We start from the raw sequence: 22,137 nt of genomic DNA on the forward strand, positions 1-22,137 counted from the left end.
ATGGACTATATGGGAAATTTCCTAACGAATAAAGTTGCTTTGATCACGGGAGCCGCCAGCGGCATCGGCCTGGAAATCGCTCGCACCTTTGCAAGGGAAGGGGCCCGGGTGATCGTCTCCGACATGCACGGGGACAAGGCGGAGAGCGCGGCGGAAGAGCTGCGCGGCGCAGGCCATGAAGCGATGGGCGTGAGCCTCGATGTGACGCGGGAGAGCGATTTTGTGGCTGCGGTCGAAGCGGCCCGCAGAGCTTATGGGAGACTGGATATTCTGGTCAACAATGCGGGCCTGCAACATGTTGCGCCGATCGAAGATTTTCCGGTGGAGAAGTTCGATTTCATGCTGAAGGTGATGCTGACCGGCGCTTTTATCGGGATCAAGCACGCGTTTCCGATCATGAAAGAGCAGGGCTGGGGCCGCATCATCAATATGGCCTCCATTAACGGAGTGATCGGCTTCGCGGGCAAAGCCGCCTATAACAGCGCCAAGCACGGGCTGATCGGCCTTACGAAGGTCGCGGCCCTGGAAGGGGCGGCGCACGGCATTACCGTCAATGCGCTGTGCCCGGGCTACGTCGATACGCCGCTTGTTCGCGGTCAGTTGAACGATCTGGCGAAAACCCGTCAGGTGCCGATGGAGCGGGTGCTGGAAGAAGTTATTTACCCGCTCGTCCCGCAAAAGCGTCTGCTGTCGGTCGAAGAAATCGCCGAATTCGCCATGCTGATCGCCAGCGACAAAATGAAGGGCGTCACCGGAGCATCGCTACTGATCGACGGAGGTTACACCGCGCAATAAACCATAACGAAGGAGGAGAGGACATGGGCACAAGTAAAGTGATGGACTCCGTGACAGAAGCCGTACGGGATATTCAAGATGGAGCTGTGCTGATCGTCGGCGGCTTCGGGCTGTGCGGCATTCCCGAGCATCTGATCGCGGCATTGAAGGAGCAGGGGACGAAGGATTTGACCGTTGTCAGCAACAACTGCGGCGTCGACGACTGGGGGCTGGGGCTGCTGCTGGCTAACCGGCAAATCAAGAAAATGGTGTCCTCCTATGTAGGAGAGAACAAAACGTTCGAGAAGCAGTTCTTGAGCGGAGAGCTGGAGGTCGAGCTGGTGCCGCAGGGCTCGCTCGCGGAACGGATTCGGGCAGGCGGCGCGGGGATTCCGGGCTTTTACACGGCGACCGGCGTCGGGACTCCGGTTGCGGAAGGCAAGGAGCACAAAACGTTCGACGGGCGTACGTACCTGCTGGAGCGGGCGATTGTTGGGGATTTTGCGCTGGTCAAAGCTTGGAAGGCCGATCCGCTGGGGAATCTCGTCTTCCGCAAAACGTCGCGCAACTTCAATCCGATGGCCGCTGCGGCGGGCAAAATTACGATAGCTGAAGCGGAAGAGATCGTCGGCGTCGGGGAACTGGACCCGGACGAGATTCATACGCCGGGCATTTATGTGCAGCGCGTCGTACGGGGCGGAAGCTACGAGAAACGGATCGAGCGGTTAACGGTCCGCAGCGTCTAAAAAAGGAGGGTTCCACATGAGCGATAGCCGAACCAGAATTGTGAAACGGGCCGTTCAGGAAATTCAGGACGGCATGTATGTGAATTTGGGGATCGGGATGCCGACGCTGGTCGCCGACGAAATTCCGGCTGAGCTGAGTGTCATGCTGCACTCGGAGAACGGGCTGCTGGGGATCGGACCGTATCCGAAGCAGGGCGAGGAAGATCCGGACTTGATCAATGCCGGGAAAGAAACGGTCACGGCAATTCCGGGCGCTTCGTATTTCGACAGCGCAGAGTCGTTCGCGATGATCCGCGGCGGCCATATCGATCTGGCGATTTTGGGCGGGATGGAAGTATCCGAAGGGGGCGATCTGGCCAACTGGATGATCCCCGGCAAAATGGTCAAAGGCATGGGCGGCGCGATGGATCTGGTGAACGGAGCCAAGCGGATCGTCGTCATTATGGAGCATGTCAACAAGCACGGGGAAGCGAAAGTGAAGAAGGAGTGTACGCTCCCGCTGACCGGCCAAGGTGTCGTGCACCGGCTCATTACGGACCTCGCCGTCTTCGACTTTACCGCTCAGGGGATGGTGCTGGTCGAATTGCTGGGCGGCGCAGGGCTGGACGAAGTGCGGGCGAAAACGGAAGCTTCGTTTACGGTCGATCCGCGGCTGGCGGAGGAATTGGGCGCTTGACTATACATGTCTGTTTAACAAAGCTTTGAGGAGGTTCACATGAATAACGATGCGGTGATCGTAAGCGCCGTCCGTACGGCGATCGGCGGGTTTCAAGGGGCGCTGTCGGGCATTCCCGCCACGGAGCTCGGCAGCCTCGTGATCAAGGACGCGCTGGAGCGGGCGGGCGTTAGCGAGGAGCAAGTGGACGAGGTGATCATGGGCAACGTGCTGCAGGCGGGGCTCGGACAAAATCCGGCGCGCCAGGCGTGGCTGAAAGGAGGCTTTTCTCATGCGGTGCCTGCGGTGACGGTGAACAAGGTGTGCGGCTCCGGCCTCAAGGCCGTCATGCTGGCGGCGCAAAGCGTGCGGCTGGGCGATGCGGATATCGTCGTGGCGGGCGGGATGGAAAATATGAGCCAAGCGCCGTACTTGCTGGAAGGCGCTCGCTCGGGGCTTCGTATGGGCGACGGGAAGCTGGTCGATTCGATGGTCCGAGACGGGCTGTGGTGCGCCATGTGCGATATCCATATGGGGATCACGGCGGAAAATATCGCGGACCGGTACGGGCTTACCCGTGCGGAGCAGGATGAATTTGCCGCTTGGAGCCAGCACAAAGCGGAGCAGGCGATCCAGTCGGGACGTTTTCGGGACGAGATCGTCCCCGTGGCGATTCCGCAGCGAAAAGGCGATCCGGTCGTCTTCGTTACCGACGAGCATCCGCGCTACGGCACGACGGCGGAAACGCTCGGCAAGCTCCGCCCTTCGTTCCGCAAGGACGGCACCGTGACCGCGGGGAACGCGTCGGGCATCAATGACGGGGCGGCTGCGCTGGTCGTCATGTCGGCGGCCCGGGCGAGGCAGCTCGGACTGAAGCCGCTGGCACGGATCAGAGGCTATGCGCATGCGGCTTTGGACCCTTCGGTTATGGGACTGGGCCCTGTGGATGCGGTCCGCAAGCTGCTTGGCAAAACCGGCGTGTCGATGGACGACATCGACCTGCTGGAGCTGAACGAAGCGTTCGCGGCCCAATCGCTTGCGGTCGGGCGGGACCTCGGCGTGCCGCAGGAGAAGCTGAACGTGAACGGCGGCGCCATCGCGCTCGGCCATCCGATCGGAGCGAGCGGCGCCCGCGTGCTCGTCACGCTGCTTCATGAGCTGACCAAGCGTGACGGGAAGCTCGGTCTCGCGGCGCTGTGCATCGGCGGGGGGCAAGGGGTTGCGATGTTGGTGGAGCGGGAGGCGTAACGGCTCATACGATATTTATACGTAAAAAGAGGAGCGCACAGGGTAGCTCCTCTTTTTCGTATGATGTTTGCGGTCTCCGTCCTAGGGACCGGCGGACTCAAGCGGCCGGAACAAAGACGGTAAAGACGAGAAGAAGTCCCGGGTTCCATTTTCGGTTTGAATGCGGACGCTTAAAATACAGGCTCCTTATACGTGACGGCTTCCCGGGGTAAACGTAGGACTACCCGGAATGTGCAAGCTCGTTCGTTCCCGACGGTTCGTCAAGCTTGCTCCGAGTATTCCCTGACAAGCCAACATTCGCTAGCGAAAAATGTTGAAACAAAAAGTTCAAAAATAGTTCTTAATGTTCTACCAGTTTTAACCATTTTGGGCTAGAATTAAATTACAACTTGTAAGATGGTGGAGCAGCTCTTCGAAAGGAGGAGGCTGTAAATGGATTTATTTCAGGCTCTTTCTGCTCTCTTCGCGTTCGGAATGTTTATAATTACATTGTTAGGTTATATTGAAAAGAGGAAATAATCCGCTTGGTTCTTGTTTTGGTGTGAAACCATACTGAGAAACATCCGCCAATTACAAGTTGATTGTATGAGTTGGATCATCCGATCTGACTCATCTTTTTTGAGAAAAGACACAAATTCATTTTGGGAACCGCAAATTTTACTTCGTACGCATGAAGAATAACACGATATTCAACTTCTCGGACAACAAAATGGGCAGATGGTACGATGATGAGCTGCTCACCACGCAATAAAGCAACGGCTCTCGGAAAACGAGAGCCGTTCGCTTTTCATGGCTATTTGCGGCAGATATGTTCCCCTTATCCCGGGTCAAACGGAATTATCCCCTCTTGACTTGCCAAGTACGCCGCTTGTTCCTTATCTCCTTACGGCCATTTGTTATTTTCGGATAGTGGGAAACTCAAACCTTAGGGAAGGGTCAACGGGAAAGAGGTGGCGTTTACGATTTAATTTGCATTAAGCATTTCAGTATGGATGAAGAAAATAAAGCTTTCATTCCGTACGGTGTATCGATATTCGCCTTCAGGAAGACTTCATCCTGACCTTTATCGTAAAAATGGTGGGCTACGGAGTAAGCGATCGTAGAGTCATTTATTTCATCAGAGAGGCTGCTATTGATCACAGCGTAGTGTGTATCATACAGAGAAATATAATACCCATATATGGGATCGGGCATAGGTTGAAAATCGACCCTAATACCCAAATGTCCGGCCAGTTCGGACGGAGTGCTGGAATGAAATTGTCGAGTCAAGGCATACGCTTGATCTTGAATGTGACGATGTTCGATCTTCAATTTAGGTTGTCTGTTCAGAAATTGCAGCGATGCGTAATTGTTAATTGAAACATCTGTCAGGCGACGACTCACGATCATATAATCAACCTCCATCATTTTTCGAAAACAGGTCCGATATAATAAGTTTTAAACTTTGGAAGCACGACAAACTGTTTTAAATCAATCAGGACGATTTCCAGTTACTTTTTTGAAATATATAGTTCTTTTGCTTTAAGTATAACATTAATTAAAGATAATTCTAGTAAATTTTTCTCAGTTTCTGTGAGTTCTACTCCACGGAACATCACCTTCTTTTGGGCCAAAATACTTTCCAGATCCACTTCGTTAGAAGTATTCGTTGTCACCGGGTCTTTCCCCGTAAGTATCCAATCCAGGGATACTTCATATAAATCTGCCAAAATACGCAAGGTATTAATGTCCGGCTCGCTGCCTCCATTTTCATACCGGCTTAAGGTTTTGTTATTAATCCCGGTCCGTTCGGACACATCTTTTTGCTTAAAGTTTATTCGTTCCCTTGCATAGCGGAGTCGTTCAGAAACCGTAAACATAATGGAATCCTCCCACTTGAAAAAAGTAATAGTTCGGGCTATCGTCTGGCTCATTTTGACTTAAACAGGTGTATGGCTCGGGTCTCTGCGAGGAAGACGGTTTGTAGGCTTTTTCGGTTTTCTACATAGAAATAGACTTGTTAATTGCAGGAATGTTTCTCAGTCTACTAGAGGCGCTTTTTGCGTTCAAAGCCCAAAGGACTTCGCTACTGGAATATCGGCGTATGAAAATAACTATAGCATAGCAGTCTCAAAAATTGAGAAAAAAACATTGAATTCTCGTTTAATGAGAATTATAATAGGTTTTGTTCGCTGATTATCTCATTTAACGAGAATTATGGGAGGTGCAGCTATTTGATGGTTATCGGCAATGTATTGTAATTCACGATCAAACTACTGGAAAGGAAGTTTAGCATGCAGAACATTCAACAAAGATACGAGGTCTTGGAAGCTGAGAAAGCGTTATTGAACATGAACGACCAGGCAGATATGTTGAAACTTTTAGTTATCGAGAATGAACAGGAGCAGCTTCAAGCGCAAATGAATGAGCAAATGGGAACTCAAGCCGGAGAAGATCGCCACCATGTCCTCCCCACAGAGCACGCTTCGAGCAAAGTAGATAAAGACCTGATCGTCTCTCCGCCGGATAGCGATGAAATTGAGCTGAAGTACGATTTTAACGATATCTTCGGAAACATGCAGGCCAACAAAATCATAAGTGAGCTTCTAAGAGAGCAGAAAGCCGCTTTGCAGTCGCTGCATCAGAATCAGTTGAGCGAACTGCAATCCGCCTATGAGGCGCAGGAAGAAGAATTGGAGTCCGGCATTGAGCTTATTTATCAGTTTAAACAGAAGCTGGAAAATTTAAACACGAGTGCCTTGGAGAAGGAAGATTTACTGAGCAAACTAACGCAGCAAAATCAGCATCTTCAGGAACAAGTGAGCCGGTTGCAGCAAGAACGCGATGAGGCGATTGCCACGCTGGACCATTTGAAAGCCGAGTTCAACGGTGAAGCTGAAGAGCAGCAGAATGAAATCCTGCGTTTGGAGCAGCTTTTGAAACAGATGGAGTCCCGGCCTAGTGCGGAACCAAGCGTGAAAATGACGGGGACCTCCGAGACGCTTGAGGAGCTGGTGCAAAAAGCAAAGGAAAGCGCAGCCGAAAAAGCGACGCAGCAGCTCCTTGCGAGCCGGGCGGAAGTGCTGCCTCCTCTTGTGTTCCAGCCCGACGCAGCTCACTTGCAGCCAATCCCTGTGCCTACCTTGTCAGAACCAATTGCGCAAACCGATGCGGTGGCTGCAGGGCATCTGCAGGAACAGATGAAAGACATGCTGGACTGGAAAAAGGATATCGAGGAATGGCGGGAAGGAGAAGCCGCTTGGCGGGTTGACGTCGAGAAGCAGCTGTCCAGACTTTAAGCATGCGACGATCGGATCATTGACCGCAAACGTTTAATCCAAGAAAGGGAGAGACGCATGACCAATACTGAGCGTGAAAAAGTCGTAACGCTTCTCAAGAACTACCAATCTTATAAATATGCAGTGGATAACTATATGTCGGAAAGCTCGTATACGCTCTCCGTATCCAAGCTGGACTTTGCTCCCCGCAACGGCAGTTACGGTTCGAGGGAACCCGGTGTGCTGACCCATAGTTGTGAGCAAGACGCGGCGGATTATCGAATGTACAGCCGTCTCGTACACATGATTGAAGGTGCGCTCAAAACCTTGTCGGATGTCGAATATGAAATTATTCATTATAAATGGATGAAGGGCTGGACCTTGAAAGAAATTGAGGTTCGCAAAAATTACGGCACTGATTCGACCAAAGCGATTCATCGCCGCGCGCTTGAGAAGCTGGCGATTTGTTTCATGTTTACCGAGCCGGCAGACATTCTGCCGATGCAAGGCCGTCGCGTCCCGGGTGAAACTCAAGAGGCGTTTGCATAAACAACCACCTTTCAACCACCTTTCCCATGTTATAGTAATAGCATGAGAAAGAATCGATACGAGTGAAGCCATGATAGTCCTATAGATGAAACATGTAAAAGTGATGGGAGCCGTCGCCGTTTGGCGCGGTGAACATCGCTTTTTATTTTAGACGATACAGGAGGGGTACATATGAGCAGTGATAAGACGAAACGCCTTGGTTTGAATAAATGGGTCGGCTCCGACCAAGTTCTGCGTGCCGAGTTTAACGAGAATTTTGACAAGATCGATGCGTATGTCGATGACAGCCTGGCGGTGAAGACGACTTCCGTGCAGTTGAAGCAGGGCTTGCAGGTGGTCGATGTGAACCAGAGCAGCCCGCTGAATAATGTAACCATTCAAGGGCGGACGTTGGTTAATTTGCTTGGGCGTGCGGGCGGTTTCGAGGCGGGCGATATCGTCCAGTGGGAGAAGGGTTCTGCCACACTGACGATTGATACAAGCACGTTTGTATCAGGGAAATCTTGCGGAAAAGTGACGACAACTGCATCAGCGGTCTGCTACATAGCGCAGCGGTTCACCTTCAAGAAGGGGAAATACTATATCCTCATCGCAGAGACGAAGAATGGCACGGCAACAACAGGCGTTCTTATTGGCAACAATGACTTTGCCTCTACATGGAATACTGACGCAACAAAGTGGACGACGCAGTTTGTAAAAATAAATTATACAGAGAATCGTGAGGATTACGTCATCTTCAACTGCAGCGGCGCTGCGGGACAGACCGGGTACATTGACAATTATCGTGTTTACGAAATTACACGAGCGGAATACGACGCCATCGACAGCATGACAACGGAGCAAATCGCCGCGAAATGGCCGTACGTTGACGATATGAAAAGTGTTTATTCGCCGTATATCATCAAGCATGGGGAGAACGGCCTGCCACCAATGATCGCATGGAATATTCATGATGGAAATACCGGTGCTAACATATCGTTCCCGGACAAGGATACGCTGTATATCGATAAATATGCACCCGGCGTAAGTGGTATTTGGTATAAAGTTCCGATCGGCGCTGGACAGACGTATACCTTTAAAACGACCGTAAATATCGAAAATATTGGAGGGAATGTCTCAGATGGCGGATACTACAACCTATGGCCGTACGATGCACAAGGAAAGGAGCTTGCTCCTTTACATTCACCGCCTTATGCACCACAGAACGGTGAAACCTTGCTGCAAAAAACATTTGCCGTACCAACAAACGCAGTTGCTTTAGGCATCTTTATCGGTGCTGACATTGAGTCTACCGGGAACTACACGTTTTCTCGGCCGACGCTGCACTCCGGATCGGAAGCACTCCCGTTCGTCTCAAATAGCAATGACGATTACCTATTTTTCCCGAACGTTAAGCTTGCATCCAATGTTGACGGAACGGTTCATGATACGCTGTTTCAGCATGACGGGAAGTACTGGAAGCAGGCGCGGTTTAAGACAATGGACTTGACGGGCGACTTGGAATGGGGACCCTTAGGAAAAGGCCCTGGCTGGAAAAGCGTTACAACTAATTCTAATACAGTAGCTGGAGCAGTATTGATATCGAGCTTTGGCTTAGGTACCTTTACAAAGTTTGATGGGAAGATTCTTGGCCCTTATATCATATCGTCTGGAATTGATACGGGATGGATTCCGGTTGATTACTCCGTCCGGATTGGTATTCCTAACTCAGATAGCGGATGGAGTGATAAACACGATCCATCGCCGGACGACATTAAGGCATATTTTAATGGTTGGCGAATGTTTCAAGAAGGGCAAGACCCGAACACATCTTTATATACAAGTGGAAACAAATGGTGGTTAAATCGAAGAGATAACACAACAACTACTACACCCGATATCAGTCAATCTGTTTGGAAAGTATCGCAATCCCCTTACAAACTCCAATACCAACTTGCTACGCCAACCATTGAAGAGATAACGTCAGAGGGCGGAATCACGCTCCATGAAGGGTTGAATCAGGTTGAAGTTGGTACCGGATTAATTATACGGGAAACTATTAGATGGGTAGATGGGGAACCATTAGGATACGGGGTTTATTATTATACGAACCATCAAATCATGGCGGGTGGTTCGACGAAATTTCGAAAACGAGCAAAAGGTACAGTAACGGTCTATAAAAACGGTTGTCGAGATTTTAGCACGTCGTCTGCGGGGACGAGTATTGATGATTGGATCAAACTGGACAAGATCGCATTTGATCCATCAGCAGCTTACACCGTCACGTACTTTGCCCTAGAGCAATACGCATTAACTTGCAACATCCAATCGATCCGAGCTGAATATGCGGGCAATATAAAAAGTGTCGTCGATACGCTGGCAGCCGGACAGTCCGACATGGCAGCGCGAGTCGGGGCGCTTGAGATTACGCGTGCTCAGCGTGTACAGTCACAGTGGATTAAGCCGACGCTGCTTAATGGATGGGTCAATTACGGTGACGGGGCATACACCGATGCTGGCTACTTTAAAGACGAATTAGGTATCATTCATATCCGAGGGCTGGTAAAGAACGGCCAGCTGAATGCCTCTATCTTTATGCTCCCTCTCGGGTATAGACCGGCTCGCGCGATGGTAATTCCGGTTGCTACGGACGGTAACGGTCAACTTATATTGGGCCGCCTGACGATTGACTTTAATGGGTCTGTGTATCATACATTAGGTGGAACGGGCTGGTTTTCACTCGACGGCATATCGTTCCTTGCCGAAAGATAAAATGGAGGTGCAACGGATTAATGAAAGAAGCACTCATAGTCGATCTAAACGGCTTCATCACAGACGTAACACTCGTAGACGACAATGTCTCGGGCGTTTTTCCTATCTACCGGGAGTTGCCCGCAAGAGGCACAGAGGAGCAACCGCAGAAAGCGGTGGAGCTAATCGGCTACACTATAGCCGTTCCCGTCCCGGAAGGACTGCATTTGCCTAAGTGGGATTTTACCGAGGAGCGGTGGGTAGAGGGCAAGCCTGCAGGTGAATTGCTGGTCCAGCAAAAAGCGAATAAACTTGCTGAACTCAAAAGATTTTGTACGGAAGCCATCGAGGGAACTTTCACCTCTTCTTCTCTGGGAGAGGAGCATGTTTACTCTTTTGATACGGAGGCTCAGCTTAATTTTCAAAGCACTAAAGAATTGATGAACATGCACCCTAATTTTACACAAACATCGTGGAAAACACGCGACGCGGGCGTTTTGACACATACGAAGGAACAGTTCACCCGACTTTGGCTTGACGGGCAAATGCATAAAACAAACCTGATCGAGAAGTTTAGACGACTGGAAAAAGAACTCGAACACGCCACTTCAGTGGATGCGGTCAATTCTATCCGGTGGTAGAAGCTTCTTTTATGTATGGGGAATCTGGGGGAATCTATAAAATGAGCAGCAATAAGACATCGAATCTGAAATTGCATAATTGGGCAGGCTCGGATCAAGTGCTGAGATCGGAGTTTAATGAAAATTTTGAGAAGATAGATGCTTTTGCGAGTGAGCTCATGGCTATGGGCTCGGTCCCGGTTCAATTAAAGTATGGGATGCAAGTCGTCAAAGTAGAGCACACCAGAATGTTGGAAAACGTCAGCATGAAAGGGAGAACGCTGGTTAATTTACTGGGACGGGACGGAAATTGCGAAGACGCCTCCAGGTGGGCCCCGTATACCGGTGCCGTGCTTTCGCTGGACCACGTAAAAAAGGCCTCTGGGTCGAATAGCATTCAGTTTAAGATAGCGAGCGATCAGGCCTCGGCTGGAATAACGAAATTATGCGCGGTATCCGCGGGAAAGTATTACATCGCGTTTGCTGACATAGCTAACACAGACATTCAAAGCGGAGCCGTACTGAAATTCGGCACCGAGCAAACGGTCGGCTATACCGGAACATCGTTCACTACGAAATGGGTAAAGCTTGCGCCAAGCGAGAGCGGTCAACAATCGTTATACGTATTTGGATCAGGTATGCCCAATCAGATCGCCAATGTTGATAATGTCCGCCTCTATGAAGTGAGTGCGGAAGACTATGCGATCATAGACACTATGACACCGGAGGAAGTCGCCACCAAATGGTCGTACGTTGACGATATAAAGTCCGTCTACTCGCCATACATTATCAAGTACGGCGAGAACTTGCTACCGCCGTTCACGGAGTGGAATGTGATAGCAGGGAACGGCGGCACACCGAAAATGGACATAGATGATCCATTTTCCGCCAGTCTGATCGCCGATCTGAGCGGTCAAGCGATTTATGTAGATATACCCGCTACGCCGAATATCGCTTATACGTTATCACTACCTTCATTACCTGCCAATGGATTTATAGGATTTAATAGTTTCGATGCGAATATGCAGTTTGTAAGTGCTTATGGAGGCTATACATCCAAGTTGAGCAAGACCATAATAACAGAGCCCAATGTAAGATATTTAAAGGTCATATTTGGAAATAACACTTATGGAGCGGGGACGTATAAGTTCGTAAAGCCTGTGCTGTCACTGGGTTCTACGGCGAAACCGTTCAAATCCCGCAACGACGACCACTTGTTCTTCCCGAATGTCAATCTTGCCTCTAACGTAGACGGAACGGTCTATGATATGTTATACCAACGCGACGGAAAGTATTGGAAGCAAGCGCGGTTTTGCACGATGGAACTGAATGGGAATTTGGACTGGTCTTATGCAAATTTTTTTACCGGATTTAAGGAAGTGAAAGTCCCGATACCGGAGGCTATCACGAATGCCGCCACAATCGTTAAGCATGATGGAAAGCCGTTAAAGGTGAAACCGGATGGGATTGCTCCTGCGGGCGGAGACGAGTTCACTTTGACAACCAAGAGTAATCAGCTGTTTATTTCGATCTCCAACGCCGATAGCGGATGGGGAGATTCATATAACCCGTCCCAGGAAGATATTAAGGCGTATTTTAATGGCTGGCGCATGTATCAGGAGGGTACGTCAGCGGCAACCGGGATTTACACATCAGGCAGAAAGTGGTGGGCACGACGCAATGGTACCGGGTTTGACTCAGCTACGGCGGAAATGGCACCTGCTGCCTACGGGTTCATTAATGGCCCTACCGCATACAAACTTCAATACCAACTTGCTGAGCCGACGGTTGAGGAACTTACAGCGGAAGGCGGGCTCACGTTCCATGAAGAACTCAATCAAGTGGAAGTCGGCAATGGGATGATCGTCAGGGAGCATCACAATGTAGTGACAATCGGCGGTATTTCTTACATGCTAACGGGAGCGGGGCAAAAGTTCCGTGCGGATAGAGCATTTGCAGTATATAAGAATGGCGTGAATGCAGGTTGGTCTCTGAAGCGCAGAGCGGCTTTTGATGTAAATTATGGATGGGGATACGCCCAAACGCTTTCGTCGAATGTAGATCCATCCGCGACTTACACGGTCACGTATCGTGCTCTTGACCAATACGCTCTCACCTGCAACGTTCAATCGATCCAAGGGGAGTATGCGGGCAATCTTAAGTCCGTTGTCGATACGCTGGCAACTAATCAGGCGGACATGGCGGCGCAGATCACAGAGCTTCAAGGCGGGACGGATAAACTTGAATCGGTTTTACCGCTTAGCGCCATGTCGCGGCAATCCATCATCAATGGCGGGTTCGATATAGCGCAACGGGGTACCAGCGTTGTCCAAAATGGTAATCATGGTCCGGAAAATGCATATGGATACGGATTGGACAGGTGGGTCGGGCAAGTATACGCTGGCAGAGGAGTCATAGGAACGACCAGCTTTACGATGTCGCAGCAACCATTTGCATTAGGCCAAACCGCAGTTCCGGGAAATCCAAAGTATTTCGGAAGGTTGAGCGTCACTTCAATTGGTACCAAGGGGACAAGTAGGGCATTCATGAGGATGGCACAGTTTGTCGAGTCTGTGTTCACGTTTGCCGGACAAAAATGTACGGCAAGCTTTTGGGCGAAAGCGAGCGACAATCGCTCAATCGCGGTTTCTTTGTTCCAATACTTCGGGCACGGCAGCCCGTCGTCAGGTGTTTCGTGCCCGGGTGGTAAAACGATCAACCTGACAAAGTCATGGCAATTTTTCTCTGTCACATTTGACGTTCCTTCTATTGCAGGGAAGGTTCTGGGAGAGAACAAGAACGACAATTTGGGGCTTTACTTTATTCCTTACAAACAAGACAACGAAGTCATTTCCATACCATCCGGCGAGGTCGGCACGTATGCAACAGGGGATTTCGATTTCGCCCAAGTCCAGCTTTGCGCCGGTGACGTAGCTCTTCCGTTCCAGCCGCGGACTTTTGCGGAGGAGTTGACGCTATGTCAGAGGTACTTCTGCAAAACGTTCCCGTATTCGACGCCCCCTGCAAATAATGCCGGACGTGGCGGGGCTCTGGGGGTGAGATTGGCAGCAACCACCGAGCCGATCATATGCTGGCAGTACCCCGTTCCGATGCGCATATCACCGTCATTTGTACTTTATTCTCCGCAAGGCGGGACAACGGGCCAATGGAGGAATGACTACAACTCTACGTCATCCGCTAACGCGATGCCATTTTCCGGATCAGAAAAGAGTGCGGGGATCGGGAACTCGGAATTTAGTTTGCCAGCGGGATATTACGAGATTCATGCAGTGGCGGACGCCGAACTTTAACGAAAGGAGCGCACCTATGGACGGATACAAACATTATGTACGCATTGACGTGGCAGGGATCGTCACTCACGGATTTTCGTCCGCGTTTGAAACGCCGGAGTCATCGGACATTTGCATTGACGAACACGCAGGCCGACATTTTACGCTACAACTACGTAACGAGAGCTTGCAATACAAATACCAGTGGCAAAACGGAGCGCTCGCCGAACGAAGCCAAGTGGAGTTAGATGCCGAGTGGGCCGGCAGACCAGTTGCGCAAACGACCCCCGAAGAGAAGCTCGCTGCGCTGACCGCGCAATTGAAAAAGCAAGAAGAACAGGCTGCTGCCGTCAGCGCCGACTTGCAGGCATTCATGGAATATTTCATGAGCAAAGGAGACTAGACCAACCATGGCAAACTTGCCGTTTCTTGTCTCCACGTATGCACGCAACATTACCATGTTTGGTAACGAGCGCTTGACGCCTCGGGATGGTTTCAAAGGGGTTCCGGAAAGCTACCGTCCAGATGTGAAAAGCTACGCGGCCCGCAATTATGATTACGACGAGCTTGACCGAGCTTTGGACAAAGGCTGGATCAATCGGCAAGAGCTTGACGACATTATGGCATTAAAAACGGAAGCGGATCCCCACCATCGATCTATAGTATAAATTTTGAAGTCGGCTCTTTTCGTTACTCGACCGTAGCGCGAATAAATGATGATTTCTTTGCGCTATTTCATTTGGAAATGAGGGATTATTGGTGAGCTGGAATAAAACTTCAAACTTAAAAATGCATCATTGGACAGGCTCGGATCAGGTCTTAAGGTCGGAGTTTAATGAGAACTTCGAAAAGATAGATGCTTTTGCGGGTCAACTGCTGGCAGAGGATCCGACTCCGGTTCGGTTAAGTTATGGAATGCAAGTTGTCAACGTGAAGCAGACCAGTATGTTGGAGAATGTCAGCATCAAAGGAAGAACCCTGGTGAACCTGCTCGGGCGGGAAGGAAACTTTGAAAATATCGGAAAGTGGAATGAAGGTAGTGTGGACCTCATTATTGACGCTAGCGTTCGCAAGTTCGGAAACGCAAGCGGCAAGATTGATAATTCAACGGGGACAAGTGAGAAGGTGTATCATAATTCTCAACCGCTTTATTTGGCCGGAAAGTATGTCCTTTATGGGGTATGGGCCCGGACTGTGGCCGGGACACCCCAAGGAGAACTATTCTTAATGGTCAGAAATGCGGACGGGACGATAAAATGGATCGATAACAGACATCGTTCTTTTTATATCAATGCTACTCCCGAATGGCGGTTCTATTATCAGGTATTGGATTTAACCGGTTCGTCGGCACCGTATTATACGGCGAGAATCGACGTCAACACTTTCGGAACCGCTAATGATGTCATCTATTATGACGGACTTGTTGTTTACGAAATTTCGCGGGACGAATTTACAGCCTTTCGTGAAAATAAACTTAGTTACGACCAGGTTGTAGCGAAGTATCCTTATGTAGACGATGTAAAGCACGTAAATTCTCCTTATGTTATTAAATATGGCGAGAACTTGCTGCCGCCGTTTCACGAGTGGATCCTGAACCTCAACGCTACCGCAATTGAATCTTATAAATTGAGACTGGTAACCAATACAGTCGATTCTTATAGTACGGCGAGAGTTGCTGTTTTACCGGATAGGCATTACACATTAAGCGGAGATCCCGGGTCCGGAAACTACGAGGTCTACGCTTGTGATTCGGGGTATAACTTTATAAAGGAATTTGGTCAAGTTCTTGCTTCAAACAGTTCTATAACATTCAAGACACCGAACACAGCAAGCTATTTGGATATTCGCGCGACGAACAGAAACACTGCGAGCATTGCGACTACATTTAGTCAGCCTATGCTTAACCTTGGTACGGCGGCAAAACCATTCCAACCACGTAACGACGATTACTTGTTCTTCCCGAACGTCCAACTCGCCTCCAACGTTGACGGGACAGTCTACGATACGCTGTTCCAGCGGGACGGGAAGTTTTGGAAGCAGGCACGGTTCAAGACGATGGATTTGGATGGGAGTTTAGGGTGGCGGCTATATCAAGATGGTTCAGGGTACAGAGTAGTGGAAATCTCCATCACTGACGGCCTTTCGAACACTGAAAAAGTTATAAAGTATGACGGGAAAATCATTCCTCATGTGTTTCCTCTGACAGGTACAGATCAGTCGATTCTATCCCGAAGCTCGCGTGTTTTACGGCTAACCGTTTCCAACTCGGACAGCGGCTGGGGGGATTTGTACAAAGACCTGTCACAGTCAACAGACGAAATTAGGGCGTACTTCTTTGGGTACAAAATGTATGTCGCGGGCGGCAGCGCTGATGTGCATTTTAACAATTCCGGGACAAAAGCATGGGCGTACAGGAAAGCCGACGGCGGGTGGCAGGACGTAGGAGTTAATGTTCCAATCACTCCAGCGCCGGGATTCACGCCGTACAAACTCCAATACCAGCTTGCTGAGGCGACCGTCGAAGAAATTGCGTTCGAGGGCGGAATCACGTTGCACGAGGGGGCGAATCAGGGTGAAGTAGGTAATGGGATGGTTGTTAGGGAGAAGACTATTCCTTTCTATGATGCATTTACAAACGAATATTATATCAATGCTCATAGCGTTAAGGCACCTTTACGCGCTGGGGTCAGGAAGTATATTGCTTTACATCGTGGAAATTGCGTCGATAAAAAGTGGTCTTTTGGAACAGGTGGTCCAGAGAGCAGAAATTACGCAGTAGTACCCGCAATCAATTACGACCCGACCGCCGCCTACACCGTCACTTATCTGTCTCTCGACCAGTATGCGCTCACCTGCAACCTTGAATCCATTCAAGGCGAGTATGCGAGCAATTTGAGAACTGTTGTCGATGCGCTGGCGGCCCATCAAGCAGACGTGGGTGCACGGGTCAGTGCGGCGGAAAATGTGGCCCGCCAAGTACATATTAGCCAGAAAGGCGTCGTTAACCCTTGGGGGGATAATAACAGCGCGATAAGCAAAGCTATCAACGGCTTTCAAAAATTGCCGAGCGGACTCATCCTTCAATGGGGAAAGGCAACGATAACCACCACCGGAACGGTGACGTTTCCCATGGCGTTTCCTAACTATGTGATGCATGTATATGGCCAAGTGGAAACTTCCGCAGCCTCGCAAACCGTTGGAATCGGAAGCTACTCCAACACGCAGTTCAGTGCATGGACGGTAGCAGGGTCGCAACAAACTATCCATTGGTTTGCCATTGGTTACTGAGGGGGGACTTCAATTGGCTCAATATTATGCGGAGTTTGATGCGAAAGGGAATATCCTTGCTTTTTACAATGATGATGTGTGGGACGCGGATAAAATCCCTTCCATGGTTGTCCCGATCACCGAAGAGCAATGGAAGGAAGCCATCTGCGAGCAAGGAAAATACGTTGTTCAAAATGGCCAATTTTGTGTGCCTTCCGAAGATCAGATGAAGAAATGGCTCGCCATCCAACACCTTTATCCGACCGCCGTGCGAATGGTTGATTTCGTCGTAGACGACGACTTGGATGGTAAAGGAGCCTACATTGCCCAATGGAACCTTGACCACCCGAAACCGACCGATGAAGAGCTGCAAGCCGCGTTAGAAGCGATGCAGCCCAAGGAATCGGATGATTCCATAGAACAAAAGAAAGCCGAAAAGCTGCGTTACTTGGACAAGTGCTGCTCGCAAGTCATTACCGGAACCTTTCTATCTTCGGCTGCCGGCGATATGCATGAATATTCGTATGATTTGGAAGCTCAAATCAATATGCATTCTTTGAAGGAATTGTTTGCGATGAACCCTCCCTTGAAAGAAGCGAAATGGAACACGCGCGATGCGGGCGTTATCGTACATGACAAAGACCAGTTTACCCGGTTATGGACGGACGGCATGATGCACAAAATCGCCCAGTTGGACAAATTAAGGTTTCTTGAATCCAAGCTTCAAGCGGCAACCTCATCTTCCGAGATTGAGCAAATCAAGTGGAATTGACCCTGAGCGGAATGGAACAGGCAGGATTAGGGCCAAACCAGCCCGCCGGAAAGGAGGTGAACTCCAAATGAAACGCACAAGGAGGCCGAAAACATGAGAGCTGAAATTCAAGCGCGCCTGATCGAACAATTACCTGTGATCGCGGGGCGCTGCTACCAGCTTCACGAGATCAATTCGTCCACGCAGAAGCCGTATTTGGTACTGCTTCAGCTCAAGGAGGAGCAGGAAGAGCCGTGGAGGGGGCTTGTCCGTCATTACGAGGTACGGTGTTACAGCGGAATGACGTCTTTTCACGAAGTCGATGCGCTGATGGCTAAAGTCAAGCAGGCGCTTGATGGGCAGCGCTTGACGGCAGGCGGTGCGGGCAGCGCATCGTTTACATGCCGTTACGAGGGCATGCACCGTTCGGATGAAGTGGATATGACGCTGTCGGCTCTATCCAGAAGCGCCGGATTTTCCGTACAGATCAAGCCTTCCGGAGGGACGGATTCCACAGCAGCCGAAGACCCGTGGGTGGAAGCTCTGGCCAAATGGACAAGCCTTCAACTGCCATCCGAATGGAAGGTGTATCGCAACGCATGGCCTGTCGATTACTTGGTCCCATCGATCTTGTGGAGGCTGACCGACGTGGAGATGCAGGATCAGGGTAGCGTCCTATGTCAATTGAAGAAAAAAATAACAGGACATGTTCTGGGCCGCACCCTGGCGGAACAAAATTCGAAGGCCGCCGAGATGGTCAGCAAGCTGATCGGCGCCAAAAAAATTATGTTGGATGTAGCGAACAAGAGGTACATCACGATTGCCGGTCCCGCCTTGCACAAGACGAAGGATGAAATGGTGGAAGGTCAGGTGACGCTGACGTTGAGCAGAATGATGGATCGTCGTTCTCAGGACGACCCGGCGGCTGTGCTGATCGGCGGCGTTAAGCCTAATGCAACGATTGAATAATCTTTAAAAGGAGAGAATAAGTCTCATGTCTATGTATACTCGCGAAGAGTTAACGGCGAACGCCTTAACTGTATTTGGCGTGTCTCCGGAAGTGGTTATCGGAGCGTTGTTCGGAGCAGAGGAAGAAACGTTTTCGGTAGAGGAAGCACGGGGGCGCATTGAACAATTTATGAACAGGAGAGTGAATGAGTAATGGCAGGAGGAACTTGGAGTACGGTAGATAAATCGGTTTTGCCAGGCATGTATGTGAATTTTCAGGCGGCGGCCTCGGCTTCGATTCAATCGGGCGCGCGGGGTGTCGTTGGCGTTCCGGTGAAGGCGTACTGGGGTCCGGTACGCAGCTTTGTCGAAATTACGAGCGAAGCGGGCATTTTGGAGAACTTCGGAGGCGACTCGGAAGGCAATGCTACCGCTATGACGACGTTGAAGCTGGCGCTGCTGGGCGGAGCGAAAAAAGTGGTAGCTTACCGTCTGGCCGATAATACGGCAGCCGCTTCCGCTTTGACGCTTCAAGATGCGGCAGGAACACCGAAGGATGTTCTCAAGTTGGATGCCAAATATCCCGGCGCGCGAGGCAATAACTTTAAGGTAACGATTCAACCGGATATCGCGGACGCGACCAAGAAGAATATGAAGCTTTTTGAAGGTACGAAGCTTCTGAAAACATTTGTCTTCGCCAGCGGGAAGATTCAAACGGCTGTCGATGCTATCAACAACGACAGCGGCAACGTGTGGGTGACGGCGACCAAGCTGGATGACGGCAGCGGTGAGCTTAAGGATATTTCCAACGTAGCGCTTGCGGGGGGCAATTCGGGTATTGGCGGCGTGACGACGACCGATTACACGAACGCGCTAACAGCATTTGAAACGCGCGATTTTAATTATTTTGCCCTGGACGGCGTTTCGGACCCAGCTATTCAAGCCAGCGTTGTGGCATGGGTAAAACGAATTCGCTCCGAAGGCAAAGGGGCGGTTGTCGTGCTCGGAGGCAGCCTTGCAGACGATACGGCTGCGGATGCCGTGAACAAGGCGAACGTGCGCAGTACGGCGAATTTCAACCATGAGGGCGTTGTTAACGTGGGGACAGGCGTGGTCTGGAACGGCGTAAGCTATAGCTCCGCTCAAGTATCTGCGTATGTTGCCGGTGTGATCGCCGGACAAAAGCTTAGCGAATCCGCGACGTATGCCGCTTCTCCATTCAGCGATGTCGTTCGCCGATGGACGCGCAGTGAGCAAGAGCTTGCGGTTACGAATGGCGTGTTTTTATTTTACCACGACGGCAGAATCGTGAAGGCGCTTCGAGCCGTCAACTCGCTCGTCACCTTGCGTCAAGGCCAGAATAGTTCTTGGAAAAAAGTCAGAACGATTCGCGTCATGGATGCCATTAACAGCGACTTGATGCAGGCGGCCGAGAGCAACTATATCGGCAAAGTGAACAATACCGAGGAAGGGCGTCTTGCCCTTGTCGGCGCATCGAAGCAATATATGCAGTCGCTGGTACAAGGCGGCGTCATTGAGTCCACCGGCTGGGACGTGTATTTGAACCCGCTCTATTATGGTCCGTCGGCAACGATTACTCCGGCCCCGGATCAAGTGTATATTCAGTGGGAAGCACGGTTAACGGATGCGATGGAGCAAATTTTCGGAACCTTTATTGTCCTGTAAGCCAATTCATTTGAAGCAAATTTTTTGCGATAACCTAAGGGGGACTAACAAATGTCATTAGATGCAAGCAGAGTCATACTTGGAACGTACGGTCAAGTATTTATCGACGGGAATTGGCAAACGAATTTCAACCATTTGGAAGCCAAGGTAGAGGTTCAGAAGAAAGAGCTGAATCTCTCCGGAGATTCCTGGGTTCGCCATAAGCTGGGCGCGAAGAAGGGAACGGGAACGGTCAGCGGATTTAAAGTGACCAGCTTTATGCTGGAAAAAGGCTTTAATAAATTCGAGATTATTTCCAAATTGGCCGACCCGGAAAGCTACGGCTTTGAACGCGTACGTCTGGTAAACGTAATTCCAGACCGTTTGCAGCTTGCCAACTGGACGGCCGGCGAAGAAGTGAAAGAAGAAGTTTCTTTTACATTTGAAGGCTATGAGCTTTTAGACCCGATTAGAGAGTAACGACAACAGTAACGATAAAAAAGGAGAAGATAAACCATGATGGATGAACAAATTTTGCAAAGACTGCTGGAAGCGGATCGTATTCCGGAAAAAACGGTAAATCTATCCCGTCTGGGAGTTCCTGTAACGCTGCGAGGTTTAACCGGCAAACAAGTTTACTTGCTTCGCGAACGCTGCACGGAACGCACGGAACGAAAAGGGCAGACGGTGGAGCGTCTGGATGAGGAGCAATTCAATGTAGCTTTGATCGCGGCATCTACGGTTTCCCCCAATTGGGGGGATTCCCGTTTGCTGGCGAAATATCAGGCCAGCGGAGCCGAGGAGGTCATCAAACGGATTTTGCTGGCTGGCGAATTGTCTGCGCTCGGCGATTCCGTCCTGGACGTTAGCGGCTTCAATACGACGCTGGAAGAAATAAAAAACTAATCGTCTCCGGCGGACTTGGAGGAATGCTCCATGCCATATGGGTAAGACATCACCTCCGCCCCGGAGAATTCTGGAAGCTCCCTCGCGGGGAACAGCTCTTCCTGCTTGCCAGTATGGAGCTGGAGCTTGAGCATGAAGAGAAAGTTCGTCAAATGAGAGAATGAAAGAAGTGAAGTGCAGATGGCTGAAGCTGCTTTGGGGCGAATCCAGCTATTACAGCAAATGCAGGAACGGTTGCGTCAGTCATTCGGCCCTGTAAGCTCTGCGATTCAAAAGATTGAAGATAAGATGAACCGTGCGGGAGCGGCAGCAAGCGCCCTGAGCGCCCTGAAGATTTCACCGAAGATCGAATCGATCGTCAGCATTCGGGTCGAAAGCTCGGGAGGAGCTTCAGGGTCGGGCGGGGGCTTGGGCAATATGGGCAAGTCCCTCATGACCGGCGTGGCCGATGGATTAGGAGACGTGCAGAAGGCGCTGTCGGGTTTGGGTCCATCCTTTTTGGGCGGAGTTTCCGCTGGTGTCGAAGATCTTGGCAAGTCGCTGGGCAATCTGGGTTCAGATGCTCTGACGGGCGTGAGCAAGGGCGTGAAGGAGCTCGGCGCATCGTTGAAAAGCATGGGAACAGATGCTTTTGGAGGCGTGAGCAAGGGAGTAAAAGAGCTCGGCGCATCGTTGAAAGGCCTCGGTACAGATGCTTTTGGAGGCGTGAGCAAGGGCGTGAAGGAGCTCGG

23 protein-coding genes are annotated in these 22,137 nt (G+C 50.5%); 20 read left to right on the plus strand and 3 right to left on the minus strand.

The genetic code is table 11. From position 1 onward, the window contains the following. Positions 1–9 precede the first annotated feature (9 nt). The 5 genes from BLO51_RS06890 to BLO51_RS31135 all read left to right on the plus strand — a co-directional run bounded on the left by BLO51_RS06890 (position 10) and on the right by BLO51_RS31135 (position 3,942). A complete protein-coding gene (locus BLO51_RS06890) occupies positions 10–795 on the plus strand; it encodes a 3-hydroxybutyrate dehydrogenase (protein ID WP_090668842.1) in 786 nt (261 codons plus the stop codon). Positions 796–818: 23 nt separating this feature from the next. Then, positions 819–1,520: a CoA transferase subunit A gene (locus tag BLO51_RS06895; RefSeq protein ID WP_090668845.1), complete on the plus strand. Its 702-nt coding sequence runs from the start codon at positions 819–821 to the stop codon at positions 1,518–1,520. A 16-nt stretch (positions 1,521–1,536) separates the two neighbouring features. Next, the gene (locus tag BLO51_RS06900; RefSeq protein WP_090668848.1) at positions 1,537–2,196 is read left to right on the plus strand and encodes a 3-oxoacid CoA-transferase subunit B; all 660 of its coding nucleotides are present in this window, start codon (positions 1,537–1,539) and stop codon (positions 2,194–2,196) included. Between the two features lie 39 nt (positions 2,197–2,235). Then, positions 2,236–3,423, plus strand: a complete 1,188-nt coding sequence (locus BLO51_RS06905; RefSeq protein WP_090668851.1) for an acetyl-CoA C-acetyltransferase — start codon at positions 2,236–2,238, stop codon at positions 3,421–3,423. A 432-nt stretch (positions 3,424–3,855) separates the two neighbouring features. Beyond that, positions 3,856–3,942, plus strand: coding sequence for a putative holin-like toxin (locus BLO51_RS31135; protein ID WP_425415801.1), 87 nt, complete (start codon positions 3,856–3,858; stop codon positions 3,940–3,942). 438 nt (positions 3,943–4,380) lie between these two features. Here the strand turns inward: BLO51_RS31135 and BLO51_RS06910 are convergent, their stop codons facing one another. Together BLO51_RS06910 and BLO51_RS06915 are read right to left on the minus strand one after the other, a co-directional pair. Further along, positions 4,381–4,812, minus strand: a complete 432-nt coding sequence (locus tag BLO51_RS06910; protein WP_090668854.1) for a hypothetical protein — start codon at positions 4,810–4,812, stop codon at positions 4,381–4,383. 101 nt (positions 4,813–4,913) lie between these two features. After that, positions 4,914–5,282: a helix-turn-helix domain-containing protein gene (locus BLO51_RS06915; RefSeq protein WP_167670121.1), complete on the minus strand. Its 369-nt coding sequence runs from the start codon at positions 5,280–5,282 to the stop codon at positions 4,914–4,916. Between the two features lie 414 nt (positions 5,283–5,696). Between BLO51_RS06915 and BLO51_RS06920 the strand changes: the two genes are divergently transcribed. The 14 genes from BLO51_RS06920 to BLO51_RS06980 all read left to right on the plus strand — a co-directional run bounded on the left by BLO51_RS06920 (position 5,697) and on the right by BLO51_RS06980 (position 21,406). Beyond that, a complete protein-coding gene (locus BLO51_RS06920) occupies positions 5,697–6,701 on the plus strand; it encodes a hypothetical protein (RefSeq protein WP_090668861.1) in 1,005 nt (334 codons plus the stop codon). A 57-nt stretch (positions 6,702–6,758) separates the two neighbouring features. Beyond that, positions 6,759–7,229 (plus strand): RNA polymerase sigma factor sigma-70 region 4 domain-containing protein, encoded by a 471-nt coding sequence (locus tag BLO51_RS06925; protein ID WP_090668864.1) that lies wholly within the window; start codon positions 6,759–6,761, stop codon positions 7,227–7,229. A 171-nt stretch (positions 7,230–7,400) separates the two neighbouring features. After that, complete coding sequence (locus tag BLO51_RS06930) at positions 7,401–9,980, plus strand: hypothetical protein (RefSeq protein WP_090668867.1); 2,580 nt, start codon at positions 7,401–7,403, stop codon at positions 9,978–9,980. A gap of 20 nt (positions 9,981–10,000) precedes the next feature. Then, positions 10,001–10,600: a DUF4376 domain-containing protein gene (locus BLO51_RS06935; RefSeq protein ID WP_090668870.1), complete on the plus strand. Its 600-nt coding sequence runs from the start codon at positions 10,001–10,003 to the stop codon at positions 10,598–10,600. An 11-nt stretch (positions 10,601–10,611) separates the two neighbouring features. Next, the gene (locus BLO51_RS06940) at positions 10,612–13,890 is read left to right on the plus strand and encodes a hypothetical protein (protein ID WP_090668873.1); all 3,279 of its coding nucleotides are present in this window, start codon (positions 10,612–10,614) and stop codon (positions 13,888–13,890) included. Positions 13,891–13,906: 16 nt separating this feature from the next. Further along, a complete protein-coding gene (locus tag BLO51_RS06945; protein ID WP_090668876.1) occupies positions 13,907–14,272 on the plus strand; it encodes a hypothetical protein in 366 nt (121 codons plus the stop codon). Between the two features lie 7 nt (positions 14,273–14,279). Beyond that, positions 14,280–14,537: a hypothetical protein gene (locus BLO51_RS06950; protein ID WP_090668879.1), complete on the plus strand. Its 258-nt coding sequence runs from the start codon at positions 14,280–14,282 to the stop codon at positions 14,535–14,537. Positions 14,538–14,628: 91 nt separating this feature from the next. After that, entirely contained in the window at positions 14,629–17,157 is a 2,529-nt protein-coding gene (locus BLO51_RS06955; protein WP_090668883.1) for a gp53-like domain-containing protein, read from the plus strand. A gap of 13 nt (positions 17,158–17,170) precedes the next feature. Next, on the plus strand, positions 17,171–17,908 hold the full coding sequence (locus BLO51_RS06960) for an XkdW family protein (RefSeq protein WP_090668886.1): 738 nt from the start codon (positions 17,171–17,173) through the stop codon (positions 17,906–17,908). Positions 17,909–18,001: 93 nt separating this feature from the next. Further along, positions 18,002–18,856 carry a DUF3168 domain-containing protein gene (locus BLO51_RS06965; RefSeq protein WP_090668889.1) on the plus strand — a complete coding sequence of 285 codons (855 nt, stop codon included), beginning with the start codon at positions 18,002–18,004 and terminating at the stop codon, positions 18,854–18,856. Positions 18,857–18,881: 25 nt separating this feature from the next. Beyond that, on the plus strand, positions 18,882–19,049 hold the full coding sequence (locus BLO51_RS29125; RefSeq protein WP_167670122.1) for a YqzN/YkzM domain-containing protein: 168 nt from the start codon (positions 18,882–18,884) through the stop codon (positions 19,047–19,049). Continuing rightward, positions 19,049–20,521 carry a phage tail sheath family protein gene (locus BLO51_RS06970; protein ID WP_090668892.1) on the plus strand — a complete coding sequence of 491 codons (1,473 nt, stop codon included), beginning with the start codon at positions 19,049–19,051 and terminating at the stop codon, positions 20,519–20,521. Before BLO51_RS29125 ends, BLO51_RS06970 begins: the two co-directional genes overlap by 1 nt. 51 nt (positions 20,522–20,572) lie before the next feature. Beyond that, positions 20,573–20,980: a phage tail tube protein gene (locus tag BLO51_RS06975; RefSeq protein WP_090668895.1), complete on the plus strand. Its 408-nt coding sequence runs from the start codon at positions 20,573–20,575 to the stop codon at positions 20,978–20,980. 36 nt (positions 20,981–21,016) lie between these two features. Further along, positions 21,017–21,406, plus strand: coding sequence for a phage tail assembly chaperone (locus BLO51_RS06980; RefSeq protein WP_090668898.1), 390 nt, complete (start codon positions 21,017–21,019; stop codon positions 21,404–21,406). Here the strand turns inward: BLO51_RS06980 and BLO51_RS29695 are convergent. Further along, entirely contained in the window at positions 21,403–21,558 is a 156-nt protein-coding gene (locus BLO51_RS29695; RefSeq protein WP_217266696.1) for a hypothetical protein, read from the minus strand. The genes BLO51_RS06980 and BLO51_RS29695 overlap by 4 nt on opposite strands. A 28-nt stretch (positions 21,559–21,586) precedes the next feature. Between BLO51_RS29695 and BLO51_RS29130 the strand changes: the two genes are divergently transcribed. Then, a partial coding sequence (locus BLO51_RS29130) for a hypothetical protein (protein ID WP_217266697.1) occupies positions 21,587–22,137 on the plus strand: 551 nt, incomplete at its 3' end.

Source organism: Paenibacillus tianmuensis, from assembly GCF_900100345.1.
Taxonomy (GTDB): domain Bacteria; phylum Bacillota; class Bacilli; order Paenibacillales; family NBRC-103111; genus Paenibacillus_G; species Paenibacillus_G tianmuensis.

What these genes read in the sequence shown, in the direction of transcription:
- BLO51_RS06925 (WP_090668864.1), top strand. Translation starts at nt 6,759, where the DNA reads ATGACCAATACTGAGCGTGAAAAAGTCGTAACGCTTCTCAAGAACTAC.
- BLO51_RS06890 (WP_090668842.1), top strand. Translation starts at nt 10, where the DNA reads ATGGGAAATTTCCTAACGAATAAAGTTGCTTTGATCACGGGAGCCGCC.
- BLO51_RS06905 (WP_090668851.1), top strand. Translation starts at nt 2,236, where the DNA reads ATGAATAACGATGCGGTGATCGTAAGCGCCGTCCGTACGGCGATCGGC.
- BLO51_RS06920 (WP_090668861.1), top strand. Translation starts at nt 5,697, where the DNA reads ATGCAGAACATTCAACAAAGATACGAGGTCTTGGAAGCTGAGAAAGCG.
- BLO51_RS06965 (WP_090668889.1), top strand. Translation starts at nt 18,002, where the DNA reads ATGAGAGCTGAAATTCAAGCGCGCCTGATCGAACAATTACCTGTGATC.
- BLO51_RS06980 (WP_090668898.1), top strand. Translation starts at nt 21,017, where the DNA reads ATGATGGATGAACAAATTTTGCAAAGACTGCTGGAAGCGGATCGTATT.
- BLO51_RS29125 (WP_167670122.1), top strand. Translation starts at nt 18,882, where the DNA reads ATGTCTATGTATACTCGCGAAGAGTTAACGGCGAACGCCTTAACTGTA.
- BLO51_RS06915 (WP_167670121.1), bottom strand. Translation starts at nt 5,282, where the DNA reads ATGTTTACGGTTTCTGAACGACTCCGCTATGCAAGGGAACGAATAAAC.
- BLO51_RS06895 (WP_090668845.1), top strand. Translation starts at nt 819, where the DNA reads ATGGGCACAAGTAAAGTGATGGACTCCGTGACAGAAGCCGTACGGGAT.
- BLO51_RS06945 (WP_090668876.1), top strand. Translation starts at nt 13,907, where the DNA reads ATGGACGGATACAAACATTATGTACGCATTGACGTGGCAGGGATCGTC.
- BLO51_RS31135 (WP_425415801.1), top strand. Translation starts at nt 3,856, where the DNA reads ATGGATTTATTTCAGGCTCTTTCTGCTCTCTTCGCGTTCGGAATGTTT.
- BLO51_RS06975 (WP_090668895.1), top strand. Translation starts at nt 20,573, where the DNA reads ATGTCATTAGATGCAAGCAGAGTCATACTTGGAACGTACGGTCAAGTA.
- BLO51_RS06930 (WP_090668867.1), top strand. Translation starts at nt 7,401, where the DNA reads ATGAGCAGTGATAAGACGAAACGCCTTGGTTTGAATAAATGGGTCGGC.
- BLO51_RS06900 (WP_090668848.1), top strand. Translation starts at nt 1,537, where the DNA reads ATGAGCGATAGCCGAACCAGAATTGTGAAACGGGCCGTTCAGGAAATT.
- BLO51_RS06950 (WP_090668879.1), top strand. Translation starts at nt 14,280, where the DNA reads ATGGCAAACTTGCCGTTTCTTGTCTCCACGTATGCACGCAACATTACC.
- BLO51_RS06910 (WP_090668854.1), bottom strand. Translation starts at nt 4,812, where the DNA reads ATGATCGTGAGTCGTCGCCTGACAGATGTTTCAATTAACAATTACGCA.
- BLO51_RS06940 (WP_090668873.1), top strand. Translation starts at nt 10,612, where the DNA reads ATGTATGGGGAATCTGGGGGAATCTATAAAATGAGCAGCAATAAGACA.
- BLO51_RS06935 (WP_090668870.1), top strand. Translation starts at nt 10,001, where the DNA reads ATGAAAGAAGCACTCATAGTCGATCTAAACGGCTTCATCACAGACGTA.
- BLO51_RS06970 (WP_090668892.1), top strand. Translation starts at nt 19,049, where the DNA reads ATGGCAGGAGGAACTTGGAGTACGGTAGATAAATCGGTTTTGCCAGGC.